The sequence below is a fragment of the Metallumcola ferriviriculae genome, from assembly GCF_035573695.1.
In the GTDB taxonomy this organism is placed as follows: Bacteria; Bacillota; JADQBR01; order JADQBR01; family JADQBR01; genus Metallumcola; species Metallumcola ferriviriculae.
In genome coordinates this window covers 2613268-2631632 of sequence record NZ_CP121694.1, presented here as the reverse complement: position 1 = coordinate 2631632, position 18365 = coordinate 2613268, and the positions used below count along the sequence as shown (strand labels likewise).

Annotated in this window: 17 protein-coding genes and 1 pseudogene; 14 read left to right on the top strand and 4 right to left on the bottom strand. The window is 36.6% G+C overall.

The annotated features are described in order from the left end of the window. Positions 1 to 52: 52 nt before the first annotated feature. Together MFMK1_RS13085 and MFMK1_RS13080 are read left to right on the top strand one after the other, a co-directional pair. A complete protein-coding gene (locus tag MFMK1_RS13085; protein ID WP_366922138.1) occupies positions 53 to 1483 on the top strand; it encodes a lipopolysaccharide biosynthesis protein in 1431 nt (476 codons plus the stop codon). Between the two features lie 19 nt (positions 1484 to 1502). After that, a complete protein-coding gene (locus MFMK1_RS13080; protein ID WP_366922137.1) occupies positions 1503 to 2648 on the top strand; it encodes a radical SAM protein in 1146 nt (381 codons plus the stop codon). A gap of 458 nt (positions 2649 to 3106) precedes the next feature. Here MFMK1_RS13080 and MFMK1_RS13075 read toward each other — a convergent pair. Beyond that, a protein-coding gene (locus MFMK1_RS13075) for an IS3 family transposase (RefSeq protein WP_366922096.1) occupies positions 3107 to 4250 on the bottom strand; the annotation gives its coding sequence in 2 pieces (ribosomal slippage) (positions 3107 to 3977 and positions 3976 to 4250; 1146 coding nt in all). A gap of 249 nt (positions 4251 to 4499) precedes the next feature. Here MFMK1_RS13075 and MFMK1_RS13070 point away from each other — a divergent pair. The 7 genes from MFMK1_RS13070 (at position 4500) to MFMK1_RS13040 (ending at position 11364) form a co-directional block, all read left to right on the top strand. Continuing rightward, positions 4500 to 5651, top strand: a complete 1152-nt coding sequence (locus MFMK1_RS13070; RefSeq protein ID WP_366922136.1) for a polysaccharide pyruvyl transferase family protein — start codon at positions 4500 to 4502, stop codon at positions 5649 to 5651. Positions 5652 to 5773: 122 nt separating this feature from the next. Next, positions 5774 to 7393 carry a transposase gene (locus MFMK1_RS13065; RefSeq protein ID WP_366922135.1) on the top strand — a complete coding sequence of 540 codons (1620 nt, stop codon included), beginning with the start codon at positions 5774 to 5776 and terminating at the stop codon, positions 7391 to 7393. Between the two features lie 307 nt (positions 7394 to 7700). Next, positions 7701 to 8844 (top strand): IS3 family transposase gene (locus tag MFMK1_RS13060; protein ID WP_366922096.1). Its coding sequence is split into 2 segments (ribosomal slippage): positions 7701 to 7975 and positions 7974 to 8844, totalling 1146 coding nucleotides; the frame shifts between segments, so codons are not numbered across the junction. A 385-nt stretch (positions 8845 to 9229) separates the two neighbouring features. Continuing rightward, positions 9230 to 9550 (top strand): NAD-dependent epimerase/dehydratase family protein, encoded by a 321-nt coding sequence (locus MFMK1_RS13055; protein WP_366922134.1) that lies wholly within the window; start codon positions 9230 to 9232, stop codon positions 9548 to 9550. A gap of 82 nt (positions 9551 to 9632) precedes the next feature. Next, positions 9633 to 9704, top strand: coding sequence for an adenylyltransferase/cytidyltransferase family protein (locus MFMK1_RS13050; RefSeq protein ID WP_366924944.1), 72 nt, complete (start codon positions 9633 to 9635; stop codon positions 9702 to 9704). A gap of 256 nt (positions 9705 to 9960) precedes the next feature. Next, positions 9961 to 10953, top strand: coding sequence for a UDP-glucose 4-epimerase GalE (gene galE, locus MFMK1_RS13045; RefSeq protein WP_366922133.1), 993 nt, complete (start codon positions 9961 to 9963; stop codon positions 10951 to 10953). A 54-nt stretch (positions 10954 to 11007) separates the two neighbouring features. Then, positions 11008 to 11364 (top strand): TIR domain-containing protein, encoded by a 357-nt coding sequence (locus MFMK1_RS13040; protein WP_366922132.1) that lies wholly within the window; start codon positions 11008 to 11010, stop codon positions 11362 to 11364. A 1082-nt stretch (positions 11365 to 12446) separates the two neighbouring features. Here the strand turns inward: MFMK1_RS13040 and MFMK1_RS13035 are convergent. Continuing rightward, a complete protein-coding gene (locus MFMK1_RS13035; RefSeq protein WP_366922131.1) occupies positions 12447 to 12716 on the bottom strand; it encodes a type II toxin-antitoxin system YafQ family toxin in 270 nt (89 codons plus the stop codon). Then, the gene (locus MFMK1_RS13030; protein ID WP_366922130.1) at positions 12703 to 12990 is read right to left on the bottom strand and encodes a type II toxin-antitoxin system RelB/DinJ family antitoxin; all 288 of its coding nucleotides are present in this window, start codon (positions 12988 to 12990) and stop codon (positions 12703 to 12705) included. Before MFMK1_RS13030 ends, MFMK1_RS13035 begins: the two co-directional genes overlap by 14 nt. Before the next feature lie 692 nt (positions 12991 to 13682). Here MFMK1_RS13030 and MFMK1_RS13025 point away from each other — a divergent pair. The 5 genes from MFMK1_RS13025 to MFMK1_RS13005 all read left to right on the top strand — a co-directional run bounded on the left by MFMK1_RS13025 (position 13683) and on the right by MFMK1_RS13005 (position 17925). After that, positions 13683 to 14786 (top strand): NAD/NADP octopine/nopaline dehydrogenase family protein, encoded by a 1104-nt coding sequence (locus tag MFMK1_RS13025; protein ID WP_366922129.1) that lies wholly within the window; start codon positions 13683 to 13685, stop codon positions 14784 to 14786. A 35-nt stretch (positions 14787 to 14821) separates the two neighbouring features. Then, complete coding sequence (locus MFMK1_RS13020) at positions 14822 to 15511, top strand: GntR family transcriptional regulator (protein ID WP_366922128.1); 690 nt, start codon at positions 14822 to 14824, stop codon at positions 15509 to 15511. A gap of 32 nt (positions 15512 to 15543) precedes the next feature. Next, the gene (locus tag MFMK1_RS13015) at positions 15544 to 16398 is read left to right on the top strand and encodes an ABC transporter substrate-binding protein (protein ID WP_366922127.1); all 855 of its coding nucleotides are present in this window, start codon (positions 15544 to 15546) and stop codon (positions 16396 to 16398) included. A 137-nt stretch (positions 16399 to 16535) separates the two neighbouring features. Then, the gene (locus MFMK1_RS13010; protein WP_366922126.1) at positions 16536 to 17192 is read left to right on the top strand and encodes an amino acid ABC transporter permease; all 657 of its coding nucleotides are present in this window, start codon (positions 16536 to 16538) and stop codon (positions 17190 to 17192) included. Beyond that, positions 17170 to 17925, top strand: coding sequence for an amino acid ABC transporter ATP-binding protein (locus MFMK1_RS13005; RefSeq protein ID WP_366922125.1), 756 nt, complete (start codon positions 17170 to 17172; stop codon positions 17923 to 17925). The genes MFMK1_RS13010 and MFMK1_RS13005 overlap by 23 nt, the downstream gene beginning before the upstream one ends. Before the next feature lie 163 nt (positions 17926 to 18088). Here the strand turns inward: MFMK1_RS13005 and MFMK1_RS13000 are convergent. Further along, positions 18089 to 18328 (bottom strand): annotated as a pseudogene (locus MFMK1_RS13000) (ATP-binding protein); the annotation flags it as partial. Positions 18329 to 18365 lie beyond the last annotated feature (37 nt).

Genomic DNA, 18365 nt, shown 5'->3' with positions numbered 1-18365 from the left:
TTATGCAACGCTAGTGATTTTGGATATAAATCTATGTTAAAGAAGGATTTCTATGAATAGTAACACAAAATATTTGATGAAAAACACATATTTATATAGTATATCAATGATTAGCACAAAATTGATATCATTTTTGATGGTACCATTTTATACGTATGTATTAACGAAAGAAGACTATGGTATGATTGATATCTTTACTACAAGTATGAACTTGTTATTGCCAATCATAACATTATCTATTCATCAAGCTGTATTAAGATTCACTCTAGAAAAAAATAAAGATAGAGAACTAATATTTTCGTATGCTTTTTTTATAATATGTATAAATCTGGCATTGTTTTTCGTAGCATCAAGATTTTTTACAGTAGTTAAATTTATTGAAGCATATCAAAAATTGCTCCTGTTATTATTCACAGCAAATATTATATATGTTTTATTAAGTGAATTTACCAGAGGCATGGAAAAGATAAAAGATTTCATTTTTGGGAATATATTGTATGTATTTATATCAACAGCTCTCAGTATTTATACAATTGCAGTTCTAAATTTGGGAATAGAAGGATATTTAATATCACTTTGTACAGGATATTTATCTGCAATACTATATTTTTCAATAAGAATTAAAGCGTTTACTTTTCTAACTTATAAAATTTTCAAAAAAGAAAACTCAATATATATTTTTGAGATGTTAAGATATAGTATGTTTTTAATACCAAATGCCCTATTTTGGTGGATAACTAATGCTTCAGATAGATATATAATTCTCTGGAATATGGGGGCAGATGCTAATGCTATTTATGCAGTGGCAAATAAAGTTCCTGCAATTATTACTACAATATCTGGAGTTTTTATACAAGCGTGGTTACTTAGTGCAGTTAAGGAGCAAAACTCACCAGATAAAGAAAGATATTATGAGGTGATATTTGAGAATGTAATTAGTTTTTTATTTATATTAATTACAGTACTCATAGTGGTTCTTAAGATTATTGTAAAAATATATGTGGCAGATAGCTATTATTCAGCTTGGGAAAGCGGATCACTATTACTACTATCGGCAGGATTTAGTGTTTTAGCGGCCTTTATCGGTAATAACTACATTGTTGCGAAAAAAAACCTTGGTAATATGCTTTCCACATTAAGTGGTGCGATTTTAAATATTGGATTAAATATTATGCTCATACCGAAATACGGGCTTGTTGGTGCTGGATTTTCCACTTATGCCAGTTACTTAGTAGTAGTGATATATAGAATAATTGACACAAAAAAGTTTAAATCAAGCAGAAAGTTCTTTGAATTTAGTTCAAAGAATATAATTAGTTGGCTTTTGTTACAAATTCAGGTTTTCATAATTTCTAGATCAGATAATTTGATAAGTAATTTAAGTGTTTTAATAATGTTAGGGATAATATTCTTAAATAAACGTTTCTTAACAACAATAATCTTCTTTATTAAAAATTTTATTAAACGAGAGAAGAAAACATAAATAATATGAGGTGAATTATATGAAGAAAATTGCTAGAACTTTACTGCATGATTATCCGTACATCGCTAGATTTTTGTTATATGCTAGTCAATCCATTAAATACAACACAAAGTACTTGACCAAAATAATTAAAGAAAAAATAAAGAGAGTTATTAGAAAATTGCAATCCAATAAACCAAGAGTTCTTCAATTTCCCATAACTTATAAGTGTAATTTTGATTGTGTAATGTGCGGAATGCAAAAGATGTCTCAACAAAGAGATATGGATATTGAAGATGTTGATAAAATATTATCGAACAATCTATTTAGTAATGTAAGATCGATTGGTACAAATGGAGGAGAGCCATTTGTTGTAAAGGACATTGAAAACTATATAAAAACGATAATTAATAGACTTCCTAAACTAAGAAATATCTTTATTATAACTAATGGATACTTAACTGAAAGAATATTAAACAAGTTAGAAATTATAAAAAAAGAATGTGAAATGAATAATATTAAATTAACAGTCTCGATATCGGTAGATGGAATAGGAACAATGCAAGATAAAATGAGAGGCAGGAAAAATATTTTTAATAGTATTGAGAACACATGTATTTCAATATCGAATGCACCCGGGAAATACTGCGATAATTTTGGTGTATTATGTACGATTACAAAAGTGAATATTGAAAAGATTAATGAAGTGGATTATTGGGCGGAAAAAAATAAGATTGATATCTCATATAACATAGCTACAATTCACAAGAGATTATTTAATGAGGATAGATTTAATCATTTCTCCGTGCTAACAGATGAACATTTTAAAACTCTGGCTACAGAATGGTTTTATTATAAATTTAGGAGAACCAATTCAGAAAAATATTATTCGATTTATAGATACCTACTTGATGGAAAACGAATAGCAAAATGTGATTATCAAGTTGATGGAATAACGCTTATGCCGAATGGAGATATTTCATATTGTGCAACTCAGAGTAAAGTAATTGGAAATTCGATTAATAAACCTGCCGATATAATTTTTGAAAGCAATTTGGATTATAGGAACCGATTAGTTTCCAAAGAGTGTAATAATTGTTCCCACTACTCTGGATCTGTAGCTGTTGAATACTATAAGGAGTACGTTGATGATATAATTAGGAAGCCTTTCAAATATCGAATATAACAATGATATTGTAATACAAACTAGGAGCATTCCTGTAATCAAAAAAAATGATCTTTGAAAAAAGAAGTACCTCCTGCTAATATACTAGGTGTCACCGGTCGATGACCCTTAATTCGCAAAGGAGGTACTCCAAGATGAAGTATAACCAAAATTTCAAGATTTCGCAAGTGACCGTAATAAAGTGTCCCCCTTGTCAAGACAGAAATTTTAATTTTCTAAGTGAACCAGATATTCCCATTTAGTAGCAGCAATAACGATGCTATTAGTTGCCTCTTTTGAAATGATTTTATCGTCGTCGTAAACTTTAGACCAGTCGCCGAGGCTGTGGAGAGTGTGGACAACACGGTTTTTGTTGTCCAAGCCTTGTGCGTCAACCTGGAGCGTAGCGGAGGGTTGTCCACATGGCGGCACTATCCATCAGCCTACTTGACTTTGATATACGATATGTCTTGCTATTATTAAGCTGCCTTGCTTATCCCCAGATAGACTTCTTGAGGAGTTAGGTAGTCATGGGTTTGATGTGGCCGTTCTATATTATATTCTTGGATATATTCTCTAATACCGATCCTTAGGTCTCTAGGTGTTAGATATTCATGTGTGTAGATTTGTTCGGTTTTTAGACTTCTAAACCATCGCTCTATGATAACATTATCAATCCAACGGGCCTTGCCGTCCATGCTTTGTCTGATGTTCACGCTCTTTAAATATTCTGTGTAATCAGCGCTTGTGAACTGAGACCCCTGATCGCTGTTGATAATTTCCGGCGTGCCGTATCTGTTGATAGCTTCTTTAACTGCTGCTAACACCGGTGCGGTGTCCAAAGTATCTGATAGTTCCCAGCCTACTATGTAACGACTATACCAGTCGATGACGGCTGTTAGATACATATGACTTCTGCCCATCTTAATGTAGGTAATGTCAATGGCCCAAACCTGGTTTGCCCGATTAATATCTAGGTTTCTTAACAGGTAAGGATAGATTTTGTGCTGCTTATTACGCTTTGACAGGTTGGGTTTAGGATAGACCGCATATATTCCCATTTCGTCCATATAGCGTTTAATTAACTTACGGCCAACCTTAATGTGGTCTTCATTCTGTAGCTTTTTGCGAAGCTTCCTAACCCCTAGATATGGCATCTTGGTATGCCAGTAATCAAGCCTGTTTTTAATCATATTTTCGCGCTCTCTGTCAGGTTCTTTAGGTGTGTAATAAAAACTGGTTCTATTGATCTCAAGTAACTGGCATTGCCGATTAACCGGCAGTTTGTTATTTTTTGAAACCAGACTTATTCTCCCAGTCGACCCCAAGAACTTCTTTAGATTTTTTTTTGAGCCAGTCATTCTCAATAGTGAGTTGACCGACTTTTGCCATTAATTCGGTTCTTTCTTCGTCCAAAGCTTTTTCTTGGGCACGAAGCTCTTTTTCTTGCTTGCTTTGTGAGAACACCTGTGGTGCATTCTCTAAAAAATCTTTTTTCCAGTTGCGCAGTTGATTGGGGCTTAACTCATGTTCGGCTGCTAGTTCGCCGATCTGTTTTTCTTCTTTGAGTAGCTCCAGTACGATTTTAGTTTTGAATTCGGCTGTAAATTTTCGTCTTCCCATTTTGTATGAACCTTCTTTCTGACAGTTTTCCTGCCGTTTATTATATCAGGTTCACTTAGTTTGTCGAAAATTTTGTCTGAATTCATGGGTACATTATATAATAAGTGGCAACCCTTATATTCCATATATTTGAATATCTGTAATTTAGAGGCCTGCTTTGCGGAACAAGCTCATTTTTGAAAGAATGAATTTCTAAGAATGAGGGAGAAAAACGAAGAAATTTAAAGATTATAGAGGGAGGTTGGTTTAGTGAATATATTAATTTGTGGTTGGTATGGAACTGAAACATTAGGCGATAGAGCGATTTTAGCAGGCATATTAAAAATTTTAGGGAATACTTTTCAAAAAGGTGATGTTAATGTTAAAATTGCTAGTTTGTATCCTTTTTTAACTAAACGAACCCTAATTGAAGATAGAAACATATATGTAAGTATAGCACCTGGATTAAACTTGACTTATTTTGATGTAAATAATTTAGGTGTTTTAGATCGTGAAATCAATGCAACAGACTTAGTAGTATTTGGTGGTGGTCCGATAATGGACCTTATGGAATTAGAAGTAATAAAATATATTTTCATCAAAGCGAATAAAAACCGAAAACCCACGGCGATTCTTGGATGTGGTTTAGGACCGCTATATAGAAAACAGTTTAAGAATACGGCTAAAGAAATATTAAAGCATTCTAATCTAGTTATTTTTAGAGATAAAAAATCTGTAGAGTCATCAAAAGAACTATTAAAAGACCCTATGATTCAATTTAATTATTCTCATGATCCTGCAATACTTGCTGGTTATCAGTATAAATTACACAAGCAAGAAACTAGAGGGACGCTTAAAAATTACATAGCTGTTAATGTTCGCCAATTTCAGAATATCGGATTCAGGGCCGATAAGTATGTTTCTGAGACTAAGATTATTGAATTATTAGAAGATGTTTCAAAGAAGTACGGCATGGTAAAATTAATTCCAATGCATACATATGGTATAGGCGGAGACGATAGATATTATTTAACTAAGCTACAAAATGAAACAAAGTCAGAGAATATTGAAGTTGTGCATAAGCCTATGAATTTATATCAATTATTTGATATTTACTCTGAAGCTGAAGCTTGCATAGGTATGAGGTATCATTCTGTTGTTTTTCAAACATTATTAAATGGTAATAACTATATATTAGATTATACAGATAAAAAAAATGGAAAAATCAGCGCATTTATCAAGTTGTTTGATACAACAAATTTTTATGGAGATAGATATATTAATGTCTTAGAAGATACTCCAAGTGATAAATTTCTAGAGATAAAAGAAGTATTAGAAAGAAACAAACATTTTAACTTTGAATCTTATATATATGAGGAAACATTAGATAAATATGTAAAATTATTAAAAAGTATAACATGATTCCCCTGCAAAAACCCCTAAAAAAAGGTCTTAAAAAGGAAGATTTTACCCCCTTCGCGTCGAAGTAATAATGGTAGAAACCATTGGTAGGTCTACACTTGAGGCGAAGGGGCGTGCAAAGAATGTTTAGAAAAAACGATGGTCATTTGCAGGAAGAATTGTTCAGTCACTATCAAACCATGAACCCTAAAATAGCTAAAATGCTGAAAGATACCTGGGCACCGATTTTTTATGAGCATGTCTTTTGTAAAATAGATGAAGAAGTGTTTGCTCCACTTTACTGTTTTGATAACGGCAGGCCTAATTTCCCGGTAAATATCCTTTTATCATTGGAATTAATAAAGAATATGTTCGACTACACAGATGAAGAAATCTTAGAACAATTCTATTTCAATTATCAGGTAATCTACGCTTTAGGTATCAAAAATATTGGCGAAATATACTTTGCTGAACGCACCCTGTATGAATTTAGAGAACGCCTCGTCAACTACGTTAAGGAACACCCCGATGAAGAAGAAATCATGTTTAAGCAGTTTGAAATCTTAACTCGGCATTTCATCGATAAAGCCAATATTAAAACAGACGAACAAAGAATGGACTCAACCTATGTTACCCCTAATATTAAAAGAGCTGGAAGGTTATCCCTTGCTTATGATTTTTTAGAAAAAGCCGTGAAAGCAATACCTCAAAAACATTTAAGCAACTCACTAAAAGAAGTACTGGAGCCTTCCTTCAAGACCAAACTGCTGTTTAAAACCAAGGCCAGTAAGATAAATGCCAAGCTTGAGACAGTACTCATACTTTGTACAGAAATTTATGACCTCGCTAAAGCAAAACAACTAACTTCAAAAGAGGAAATCAAACTGTTAGCTCGTTTTCTCAATGAACAAGCACATTATGATACAGAAAAGAAAGTCTGGGTGCCCGAAGATAATAAAGAAATTTCTTCCGCATCCATGCAGTCTGCCCATGATACGGACGCTACCTTTAGAAATAAAAACGGTAAGACGAACCAAGGCTATGTTGTTAATCTAGCTGAAACATGTTCGAAAGATAATCCGGTGCAGCTAATTACAGATTACGATCTGGATGTCAATATAAAAAGCGATACAGAACTGGCACGAAAACGTGTAGATACTATCAAGAAAAATACTGATGTTACTGACCTCTACGTAGATGGCGGCTATTACGGCGAAGAAACAATTAACAAAGCTGATGAAGCAGAAGTCAAACTGCATTTTACAGACATGACCGGCAGGAAAAGTACCAGTAACAAATTACCTCTGACAAACTTCAACTTCAATGAAGAACATGAGGTGGAAAAATGTCCTGCAGGTAAAATACCACTTCGAAGCGACTATAGTAAGAAATCTAAAAGTACAACGACCCATTTTGAGAAGTCAGAATGCCTTTATTGCCCCATAAGAGAGCATTGTCCCGTAAAGCCGCAGAAAAAATCAATGGTACTGAGAGCCAGTAAAAAAGCAATACTAGCAGCCAACACCCGCCAAGAAATTTCAAAAAAGGAAATACGACGTGAAAACACCAGTAAAAGGGCTGCCATAGAGGGTACCAACTCTGCAATTAAAAGGGGCCAAGGTGCTAACAAACTTAGAGTAAGAGGCCTGATCAAATGTCAGTTACAAATTGGCCTCAAGGTAATTGGTCATAACTTCAAACAATTTTCCCGAGCAATGAATAAGCCTAAACCAAAAGGCAGGGAAGTGGTGTGTCCAATGTAGAGCAAAACACAGTGAAAACAAGGATTTATTGATGTATATGTACATCATATACCTGAAAAAATCCGGCTTTGAGGTAACTAAACAAAAAATGAGCTTATTTTAAATTCTCCCAAGGGGTTAATAGGGGGTAATCACTCCCTTTCAGCAGGGGAATCATAACATAAATAATAAGTAATAATATATACATCGTGTAAATAACTTACAATATGTATAATGTACCCATGAATTCAGACAAAATTTTCGACAAACTAAGTGAACCTGATATAATAAACGGCAGGAAAACTGTCAGAAAGAAGGTTCATACAAAATGGGAAGACGAAAATTTACAGCCGAATTCAAAACTAAAATCGTACTGGAGCTACTCAAAGAAGAAAAACAGATCGGCGAACTAGCAGCCGAACATGAGTTAAGCCCCAATCAACTGCGCAACTGGAAAAAAGATTTTTTAGAGAATGCACCACAGGTGTTCTCACAAAGCAAGCAAGAAAAAGAGCTTCGTGCCCAAGAAAAAGCTTTGGACGAAGAAAGAACCGAATTAATGGCAAAAGTCGGTCAACTCACTATTGAGAATGACTGGCTCAAAAAAAAATCTAAAGAAGTTCTTGGGGTCGACTGGGAGAATAAGTCTGGTTTCAAAAAATAACAAACTGCCGGTTAATCGGCAATGCCAGTTACTTGAGATCAATAGAACCAGTTTTTATTACACACCTAAAGAACCTGACAGAGAGCGCGAAAATATGATTAAAAACAGGCTTGATTACTGGCATACCAAGATGCCATATCTAGGGGTTAGGAAGCTTCGCAAAAAGCTACAGAATGAAGACCACATTAAGGTTGGCCGTAAGTTAATTAAACGCTATATGGACGAAATGGGAATATATGCGGTCTATCCTAAACCCAACCTGTCAAAGCGTAATAAGCAGCACAAAATCTATCCTTACCTGTTAAGAAACCTAGATATTAATCGGGCAAACCAGGTTTGGGCCATTGACATTACCTACATTAAGATGGGCAGAAGTCATATGTATCTAACAGCCGTCATCGACTGGTATAGTCGTTACATAGTAGGCTGGGAACTATCAGATACTTTGGACACCGCACCGGTGTTAGCAGCAGTTAAAGAAGCTATCAACAGATACGGCACGCCGGAAATTATCAACAGCGATCAGGGGTCTCAGTTCACAAGCGCTGATTACACAGAATATTTAAAGAGCGTGAACATCAGACAAAGCATGGACGGCAAGGCCCGTTGGATTGATAATGTTATCATAGAGCGATGGTTTAGAAGTCTAAAAACCGAACAAATCTACACACATGAATATCTAACACCTAGAGACCTAAGGATCGGTATTAGAGAATATATCCAAGAATATAATATAGAACGGCCACATCAAACCCATGACTACCTAACTCCTCAAGAAGTCTATCTGGGGATAAGCAAGGCAGCTTAATAATAGCAAGACATATCGTATATCAAAGTCAAGTAGGCTGATGGATAGTGCCGCCATGTGGACAACCCTCCGCTACGCTCCAGGTTGACGCACAAGGCTTGGACAACAAAAACCGTGTTGTCCACACTCTCCACAGCCTCGGCGACTGGTCTAAAGTTTACGACGACGATAAAATCATTTCAAAAGAGGCAACTAATAGCATCGTTATTGCTGCTACTAAATGGGAATATCTGGTTCACTTAGAAAATTAAAATTTCTGTCTTGACAAGGGGGACACTTTAATGCCAAGAAGAAAGTGTGATAATATGAACATACTAGTAACCGGTGGCCTAGGTTTTATCGGTAGTCATACTGTCGTGGGAGCTTTATAAAAAATGAACATTGAGTGATCATTGCTGATAATCTTATCAACTCAAAGATCGAAGTGTTGGACAAGCTTCATCAAATAACAGGTGTCAGACCAACTTTCTATCAGATTGATGTGACAGATGAAGCGAGGGTTGAGGAGATCTTTGCTAATCATAATATTGATGTTGTGATTCATTTCGCTGGACTTAAGGTAGTTGGTGAGTCTGTTTCAAAATCACTTGAGTATTATTGTAATAATCTGATAAATACTATGGTCCTTAGCAAGATGTGTGTGCAACACGGAATTGGGAAGTTTGTCTTCAGCTCATCTGCTACTGTTTATGAAGATTGGAATTAAGAATTGAAGAGATGGTCAGAGATGCCTGGAAATTTGACAGAACAATCAAATTAGAAACAAAGGTTTTAAGGGGGAGAAATAATTGAGAAAAGTAATAACCTACGGAACATTTGATTTGCTGCACTATGGGCATATCAACATTGTAAATTGCTAATCATTACTGATGAGTGTTATCAACCATGGCAATTAACGTAGAAAAGATATAGTTTTAGAAGGCAACAGTACAGGACCAGTTATTAATTTCAAATATTCAACAACATACCTTTGAGAGATGTTATAGCTCACAAAAATCTATACAATACATCTAGTAGTGATTTTATGCTGTGATTATTTCAAAATATTTATACCTATAGCTAAAATTAGAAGTTAGAAGAAGTAAATGAATTTTAATAATGAGGTGACCACAACCAATGAACATATTAGTAACTGGAGGCCTGGGCTTTATCGGCAGCCACACGGTAGTAGAACTAATTAAAAATAACCATACTGTAATCATCGCTGATAATCTTATCAACTCAAAGATTGAAGTGCTGGATAATCTATCTTCCATAACTGGCATCAAACCTACTTTTTATCAGATTGATGTAACGGATAAAGCAAAGTTAGAAGATATTTTTGTTAATCATAAAATCGATGGTGTGATTCACTTCGCAGGTCTTAAAGCGGTAGGAGAGTCCGTTTCTAAACCACTTGAGTATTATTATAATAATTTGGTAAGTACAATGATACTTAGTAAGATGTGTGTGAAGCATGGTGTGAATAAGTTCGTTTTCAGCTCATCTGCAACTGTGTATGGTGCTCAGCCATCTCCGTTAAAAGAAGATATGAATCTTAAGAAAATTACCAATCCTTATGGCGAAACTAAAGCAATGAGCGAGCGGATCCTTACGGATACGGCTAACGCTAATGATGGTTTTGCGGTTAGTTTATTAAGATACTTTAATCCAGTAGGTGCTCATGAGAGTGGCTTGATCGGTGAGGATCCTAATGGCATTCCAAATAATTTGATGCCTTTTGTATCAAAGGTAGCTAAAGGACAATTGGAGAAGTTAAGTGTATTTGGAAATGACTATGATACAATAGATGGTACCGGCGTTCGTGATTATATTCATGTGGTTGACCTTGCGAAAGGCCATGTGAGGGCTATTGAGAACCTTAATGATGGTGTTAACATCTATAACCTAGGAACCGGCAGAGGAACTTCTGTTTTAGAACTTGTGAATGCTTTTATGAAGGTTAATGACATTGATGTTCCATTTGAAATAGTAGGAAGACGTCCGGGGGATATTGCGACCTGCTATGCGGATGCTAGTAAAGCTGAGAAAGAATTAAACTGGAAAGCTGATTTGACTATTGAGGATATGGTCAGGGATGCATGGAAATTTGAGAGGAACAATAAGTGAAGCTGCAAGGAAAGTAAATCAAATTAGGGGGTATAAAATGGGAACTAAAAAAGTGTGGTTTTTATTGCATTTGCAATAGAGGATGAACGACAAAGAGATTTTCTAAAAGGACAATCATTAAATACAAATTCTACATTTGAATATGTAGATATGTCTGTAAAAGAACCTTACGCAACAGATTGGAAAGATAAGGTGAGAACCAGGATTAAAAGATCAGATGGCATTATAGTATTGGCGAGCAAAAATTCTCTTATTTCCAGTGGGCAAAAATGGGAAATAAAGTGTGCTAGAGAAGAGAAGAAAAAAATATTAGGTGTTTGGGCATATAAAGACCACAGAACTAATATTGAAGGTGTAAATACAAAAGTTTGGACTTGGGCTAATATTACAAGTTTCATTGATAGTCTATAAGGTGATGGGGGTGAAGGAATAAGAGCTGCACTTATTGTTGGTATAAACTATTATCAAAGTGGGTCCCCTTTATTTGGTTGCGTCAATGATGCCTATTCTGTGTAAAGTGTCCCCCTTGTCAAGACAGAAATTTTAATTTTCTAAGTGAACCAGGTGAACCAGGTGAAAGGCGGTGCCAGGCACTTAACTTATTAACTTATTGCGAATGATACCATGATACCACTTTCTGGTAGAATGGAACCGGAGGTGGTTTTTCATTGGGACGGAAACCGAGGATAGAGTACAAGGGTGGGGTTTATCACGTTATTCAAAGAGGAAATAACCGGGAGTTCAGAGAACAGAGGCGGTGCCAGGCAGTGCGTCAAGATAAGGGTATATCATATAGTGGGTGGGATTCCCACTGAGCAAGGTTTAGCAAACCACTCATAGCGAGTCTTGGACATCATCGGGTAACTTATGATGTTAAGCGTAGACAGTGAGGTAGCAGGCCGAAAGCGATTCGCAAATGCTGAAGGGATTGAGCCCCGAAATACCCATCGGGAAGGTTGATACTGTTGCCTGAGTAGAAAACAACACCTGCATATTCGCTAAGCGAGAATATGCAGGCTTCCCCGGGGTCGGTGACCTTGGCATGCTACACATTGATATGATACAGTCAACTTGAGAGACCCTGTTCGCTCTTCACCCAGAGGAAGTAGGACTAACCAAGCGATAACAAAGTAAGGCAGTCCAATGCAGCAGGGAGTCGGATGACTGCATAGTACCGAGGAAGCGGGGTAACTCCCGTGGAGGGAAGGCAATTCTAAGGCATGTGGTGAATAATGAAGAGGAATTTCCTGATTTGTTTGGAGCTTGCCAACAATACGAGGCTGTGGGAGAACAACGGACACACGCCTGATGAGCTACATAGTAAGGTGGAAAAGTCTAATTTACGACCTCTTCCTAGTGATGGAGTTCCATACTTAAGAAGTATTCCCGGTGGACAGGCCAAGAGCAAGAAAATCAGCAGAAATGAACCATGCCCATGCGGTACCAACTTATCAACTTATTAAAAATGGTAGAATAGGTAAAGCAAGTATCTTTTAATTAAACAAATCAGAATGCGTTCCCGTTCTGGCAAAATACAAATCTTGACCATCTATCTTGAATATCAGGATCCAATCAGGTTCAATGTGACATTCTAAATAACCTTTGTAGTTGCCAACTAAAGGATGTTCTTTGAATTTTGCATCCAAGACCTCTTCGTTCTCGAGTGCTTTCATGACCTCATATAATCGGGTCATTTTGTATCCACGTTTGGTGGCGAGTTTAACATCCTTCTTAAATTGGCTGGAATACCTAACGGTTCGCATCTAAATCCATATCCTTGAAAAAGTCATCGACGCCTTGGGAAGAGGTTGAAGATTTCTTAGCAATCATTTCTTCTATTTCTTTCATTGCGGCTAATGTGGCTGTATTAGGTTCCGGGAGTTTCACCGAAAAAGGCAAACCTCCTGATAATAAAGACTGATGCAAAAATAAGTTGACTGCATCTGTGACTGTGATGCCAAAATTAGAAAACAGTTTTTCTGCTTCTTCCTTGGTTTTAGGGTCAATTCGTATATTGAGATTAGCTGTTTTAGCCATCTGAATCACCTCCATTAATAGTATATTCATTGTATCACGATGTATGCACAAACGCAATACAATGCAATCTTGAGTTTCCGCAAAAAGAGTTGGAGAGCTGGTGCCAGGCACTAACTTATCAATTTTGAAAGAAGAGCGTGAAACGTAGAGACGGTGCCAGGCAGTGCGTCAAGATAAGGGCATATCATATAGTGGGTGGGATTCCCACTGAGCAAGGTTTAGCAGAGAAGCTGCGTGTAGCAGAGAAGCTGCGTGCCAGGCACTTAACTTATTAACTTATTGCTAGTCAGGCGTGTAGATGCCTGGCGTTTTTGTTTCCCGCTGGTGCTTGACAAAAATAATAATTATGATTTTTTTGAGACTAAGTATTTAATAGTCTTTTTTTTTGTCCTTAAAATGCTTCTAAATGGTGATTAATTGGAACCGAGAAAAATTATTTAAAATTTTTTGAAAATTTAATAAATAATTATTGACTTTTTTACAACCCTAGATTAAAATTGTATTCAATAATTGCATACAATCTTTGAATACAATAATTGGATACAAAATTAAAATTCAGAATGCATATAAACGGTTCTTCGAAAAGTAACTAAATAGGGGGGATTTTATAGAAGAATATATTTTGTGCAGGACGTCAGGGGTTCTAAATAGCTGATACTTTCAAAAACAATCAATGAAGAAGGTGGCGTATTATGAAAGAAGAACGACAAGTAGAAAAAGTTGCTATATTAGGAGCGGGGAATGGAGGCATTACTGCTGCTGCAGACCTTGGGCATCGTGGTTTTGAAGTACGTCTTTATGAACTACCGCGCTTTTCGCAAAATCTAGATCCTGTGATCAAAAGAGGAGGAATTTTATTAAAAAATAAGAACAAAGAAGATTTTGTCAAACCACATCTGGTGACCTCTGACATTCAAAAGGCTATAGATGGTGCTGAGGTTATAATGCTAACTATTCCAGCTTTGGCAGTTGAGGAGTTCGCCAAAGTATGTGCACCATATTTAAAAGATAACCAAATTGTATTTATTAACAGTGCAGGTGCAATGTCCAGTGCGCGATTTATTAACGTGATTCGTTCAATGGGTATAGATACCGATATCAAAATTGGTGAATCGTCTTCTCTTACTTATGGTACAAGAGTAATTAATGGTTCTGAGGTTGAGTTATACTTGTCAGCAAAAAAACTTCTTTTTTCGGCTTTTCCCAGCAGGAATACACCAGAGGTATTAGAGAAATGTAAATGTCTATATAACTCATTAGTTCCTGCATCAAATATTTGGGAGACAACGTTAAATAACGGTAATCCGGAAACACACCCGGGGCCTTGTCTTTTAAATGCAGGAAGGATTGAATATTCCGGTGGAGAGTTTTACTTATATCGCGAAGGGATAACTGAGGGTGTCAGTAGGGTTATTAAAGCGATATCTAAGGAACGGAAGGCCTTGTGTGATGCTCTAAGCGTTAAGTATATTCCAACAGAGAAACGCCTGGCGGAGATAGGATATTGTGAGCCATTGGAAAAACTACATGAGCAGTACAGGCGTAGTGAGGTTTTTGGCCCAATCAAAGGACCTCTTAGCCTAACTTCTCGTTACTTCGTGGAGGATATTTCTATGGGGTTGGTCTTATGGTCAAGTTTGGGAAAAGCCCTGGGGATTGCTACTCCCATAATTGACTCTATCATAATGTTGGGTGGTTCTTTAATAGAGAAGGATTACTGGTTAGAAGGACTGACTTTAGAAAAATTAGGTTTGGCTGACATGGACTGTAATGGTTTAATTGAGTACGTAAGCTAATGGTACTGAAATAATTCTTTAGGGGTGTGTTAGTAATGAGAAATAACGAAACAATTTCAAAAGAAGATCACATTTACAATGAGATTAAGTCCGCTATTATAAATAGAAAGATTGGCCCCAGAACTCATTTAAGCGAAAAACAATTAGCAGAGGTATTTAATGTAAGCCGCACCCCGGTTCGACAGGTCCTGCAAAGACTTCAATTTGAAAAATTCGTTGAGATTATGCCTAACAGAGGGGCGTTCATTTACGAACCTACGTTAAAAGAAATTGAGGAAATCTTTCAATTAAGAGGTCTCCTAGAAGTTGAAGCTGTTAGGTTAGCCTGCCAAAAAGCAACAAAAGAACAGTTAGAAAACTTGGAAATGCTCACACATAAGGAAGATGCTCTTTACAGGGAAGATGATTATGGTAAAGTTCTACCGATAATAAATGAGATACATCTTGGAATAGTTCGCTTAAGTGGTGTGGAATTGCTATCTAGATTCTGCAAGGAACTTATTGATTTGACAAGTATTTACCTGGCTTTTTACGACAACCCCAGCAAAGACCCTAAAGGGCCGGAAGAACATCGGCAAATTATAAGACTAATTCGGCAAAAAAGGGAAAAAGAAGCACAGGAAGCCTGCTTAAGTCACTTAACCAGGGTGAAGGACCTTTTAGTTTATCAAAAGGGAAAAGAAACCAGTACTGACATGTCAAATGTCTTTAAACCTGTATTTTAGGCAAAAAAAATAGATTGAGGGGGAGAAACCCGATGAATAAAAGGGTTAAATTAATTCTTTGTGTATTGGTAATAAGTTTGATTAGTGTTGGCTTACTAACTGCGTGCTCAGCAGGTAACCAAGAGTCAGATGCAAAAGATGATAAAGGAAAGGCAAAGGTAGAGGTACAAGCTGAACCAACTTTTCTCGATGAACTGAAAGAAACAGGAGTTATACGAGTTGGATCAACTCCGACAGGGCCGCCCTTTACATTTTTAAATCCTAAGTCTAATGAAATTGAAGGCCTAATGGTTGACATCGCCAGTCTAGTCGGTGATGAACTTGGTTTAAAAGTAGAAATAAATGCTATTCAATTCTCTTCTTTGATTCCGTCTGTTCAATCAGAAAAAATTGACCTGGTGTCTGCCGGAATGGCAATTACAGAGGATAGGGCAAAAGTAATAGACTTTTCAATACCGGTTTATTCATATGGTGGTGGACTGGTGGTAGCAAAGGATAATAATGAGATAAAGCAGTTTGAAGATTTTAGTGGTAAAAAAATCGGCGTACAGGAAGGGACCGTTTATGCGAACTATATGAAGGATTATCCGGAAATCGAAACGCAGACTTATAAATCCATAGCTGATATGGTAAAAGAGTTAAAGTTCGGTCGACTGGATGCGTTGATTGGTGATTATCCTATAGTAGCGCGTATGTTGGCAGAAAATCCGGATTTTAAGAAGGATGTCAAACTTGTTAGAGAGTACAAGCCTAAAGAAGTAGTGAAAATAGGTATGGGTTTTCCTAAGGGAACTGATGAATTCCAAGATACGGTCAACGCAATAATTCAGAAACTTCAGGAAAATGGGGAGTTAGATAAGTTGCTGGAAAAATGGGGGTTAAAATAAGCTGTTAAGTTAATCTAACACCCACAAAAACACTGGCTTGATGAGACCTTCTTTGTAGTTAATGACATAAAAAATAATATTTATCATGCCAGTGTTTTTGTTTAACCAATATTAGAGTTAAGGAGACGGGGTGAAAAATGCTTAGTACACTAGATTTTATACCGATTTTACTCGAAGGTGCTTTAATCACTGTTGAAATTACCGGTCTTTCGTTGGTTTTGGCATTGATCATTGGGATGGTCACTGCTTTACTTCGTATCTCAAACAGCGTTATCCTGAGAAAAACGGCAGGGTTCTACATTAGCTTAATTCGCGGTACTCCTCTGCTTGTGCAGTTAATGTATGTATATTTTGTCTTACCAGAATTCGGTTTAAGACTTACTCCTTCCGTTTCCGCTATTATTGGATTGTCACTATACGAAGGAGCCTACCTCGCTGAAATTTTTCGTGCAGGAATTCAATCAATTGGTAAGGGACAATTCGAAGCGGCTTATGCTATTGGTATGAATCATTCAACTGCCATGCGAATAATTATTTTGCCACAGGCAATAAAAAATGTTCTTCCGCCGATAGGAAACTCCGCTATATTACTCCTAAAGAATTCATCGCTTGCAGCTGTAATTGCAGTAAATGAGCTGATGCATACCGGTGAACTGCTTGCCACTTCAACGTTTAGAAATTTAGAGATATTCACACTGGTGGCTGTTATGTATTGGTTGTTGCACTATCCTTTAGCAGTTATTGCAGATTACTTGGAGAGGAAGATGAAAAGTGATTCGAGTAACAGGCATTAAAAAAAGCTTTCATAAAAATGAAGTGTTGAAAGGCATTACTCTCCATATTAATAAAGGTGAGGTAGTAGTAATCATAGGACCCAGTGGAAGCGGGAAGAGTACTTTGCTGCGGACGATGAACTTTTTAGAAATTCCTGACGAAGGTGATATATTTATAGACAATAATCAGATACATTTTGATAAAAAGTCCAAGAAACGTAGAAATGATGCTGAAATTTGTAACGTCCGTACTGAAACGGGAATGGTTTTTCAAAATTTTAATTTGTTTCCCCATATGACAGTCTTAAATAATGTGATAGCAGGCCCTGTTAATGTACGTAAATACGAAAAAGAAAGAGCAACAGAGATAGGTCGTTCATTTTTGAGTAAAGTTGGATTGTCTGAAAAGGAATACAGTTATCCCAATGAGCTTTCCGGTGGACAACAACAAAGAGTCGCTATCGCCCGTGCTTTAGCAATGGAACCAAAAGTAATATTATTTGACGAGCCAACGTCAGCGCTTGACCCGGAATTGGTAGGGGAAGTGCTTACCGTAATAAAAAGATTGGCAGATGAAGGAATGACAATGGTCATTGTTACGCATGAAATGGACTTTGCTAAAGGTGTGGGTGATCGTATAGTTTTTATGGATGATGGCTATATCATGGAAACCGGCTCTCCCGAAGAAGTATTTAACAATCCTAAATCAGATAGACTTAGACAGTTTTTGTATCGGTTAACGGAAAAGGGGTAACAAATTGGTGGTATTATCTCCTTTAGGTAGGCAGTGCAAAGAAACACTGTATATTTAACAACCTAGAGGGGATTTTTTATGGCAATAAAAGGACTTATGTGTGTTTTGCAAGCCTTTTCTGTAACAAAATGCAATGCAAAAATGTAACACCCCATATTGCCTTTTAGTTTTTAGATTGATTCATTAGTGAGTGCTTTAATCTCCAGCTATCTTGACCAAAAACAACTAGATGGCTGTGATGGACTAGACGGTCTATGAGAGCAGCCGTAAGCTGGTCATCATAGAATATGCCATTCCATTTGCTAAACTCAATGTTGGTAGTAATGATTAGACTACGCTTTTCATAACAGTCTGCAATTACCTGGAACAATAGCTGTGACCCCTCCGCATCGAAAGGAATATAATAGAGACGGTGCGGCTGCAATACGGCTGCAATAGAG